Raw genomic sequence first — 1,018 nt, 5'->3', positions numbered from 1 at the left:
GAGGTCACACCCGTTCCCATGCCGAACACGGAAGTTAAGCTCTTCAGCGCCGATGGTAGTTGGGTTTCCCTGTGAGAGTAGGACGCTGCCGGGCAGTTACATAAATGATTGTAACTCAATAGTTTTTGGAGGATTAGCTCAGCTGGGAGAGCACCTGCCTTACAAGCAGGGGGTCGGCGGTTCGATCCCGTCATCCTCCACCATGCTTTGCCGGTCTAGCTCAATTGGTAGAGCAACTGACTTGTAATCAGTAGGTTGGGGGTTCAAGTCCTCTGGCCGGCACCATAAGAGCCATTAGCTCAGTCGGTAGAGCATCTGACTTTTAATCAGAGGGTCGGAGGTTCGAATCCTCCATGGCTCATTTTTACACACGCGGGTGTGGCGGAACTGGCAGACGCGCTAGACTTAGGATCTAGTGTCCTTGTGACGTGGGGGTTCGACTCCCTTCACCCGCACCATTTATTCACAATTAATTGAATGTCTGCGGAAGTAGTTCAGTGGTAGAACATCACCTTGCCAAGGTGGGGGTCGCGGGTTCGAATCCCGTCTTCCGCTCTACTTACTTCTTAAATGAAGCGCCGGGGTGGCGGAACTGGCAGACGCACAGGACTTAAAATCCTGCGGTGGGTTACCACCGTGCCGGTTCGAATCCGGCCCTCGGCACCAAAAAATATGCGCCCGTAGCTCAATTGGATAGAGCGTTTGACTACGGATCAAAAGGTTAGGGGTTCGACTCCTCTCGGGCGCGCCATATTGTTTTACTTCGGGAAGTGGCTCAGCTTGGTAGAGCACCTGGTTTGGGACCAGGGGGTCGCAGGTTCGAATCCTGTCTTCCCGACCATTTTTGGGGCCTTAGCTCAGCTGGGAGAGCGCCTGCCTTGCACGCAGGAGGTCAGCGGTTCGATCCCGCTAGGCTCCACCAAATTGTCCTTTGAAAACTGAACAGAAGTCAAATGCAAAAAACGTGCCATGTTGAAAGACATGTAAAATAAATCCCGTTGATTTTACTTAAATCAAC

Annotated in this window: 9 tRNA genes and 1 rRNA gene; all 10 read left to right on the top strand. The window is 52.3% G+C overall.

Annotated features, from left to right (window positions below):
• Positions 1-94: ribosomal RNA gene (gene rrf / locus EV213_RS20580) — 5S ribosomal RNA — on the top strand; the annotation flags it as partial.
• 33 nt (positions 95-127) lie between these two features.
• Positions 128-203: transfer RNA gene (locus tag EV213_RS20575), tRNA-Val, on the top strand.
• A gap of 6 nt (positions 204-209) precedes the next feature.
• Positions 210-285, top strand: a tRNA-Thr gene (locus tag EV213_RS20570).
• Between the two features lie 3 nt (positions 286-288).
• Positions 289-361, top strand: a tRNA-Lys gene (locus tag EV213_RS20565).
• Positions 362-372: 11 nt separating this feature from the next.
• Positions 373-458: transfer RNA gene (locus tag EV213_RS20560), tRNA-Leu, on the top strand.
• A 25-nt stretch (positions 459-483) separates the two neighbouring features.
• Positions 484-555 (top strand) — tRNA-Gly (locus tag EV213_RS20555).
• A gap of 22 nt (positions 556-577) precedes the next feature.
• Positions 578-666: transfer RNA gene (locus tag EV213_RS20550), tRNA-Leu, on the top strand.
• A gap of 8 nt (positions 667-674) precedes the next feature.
• Positions 675-751, top strand: a tRNA-Arg gene (locus EV213_RS20545).
• Positions 752-764: 13 nt separating this feature from the next.
• Positions 765-841: transfer RNA gene (locus tag EV213_RS20540), tRNA-Pro, on the top strand.
• A gap of 5 nt (positions 842-846) precedes the next feature.
• A tRNA-Ala gene (locus EV213_RS20535) sits at positions 847-922 on the top strand.
• Positions 923-1,018: the final 96 nt, after the last annotated feature.

Source organism: Aureibacillus halotolerans, assembly GCF_004363045.1.
GTDB lineage: Bacteria > Bacillota > Bacilli > Bacillales > DSM-28697 > Aureibacillus > Aureibacillus halotolerans.
The sequence above is the reverse complement of the archived record's forward strand: the minus strand, read 5'-3'. Positions and strand labels throughout refer to the sequence as shown.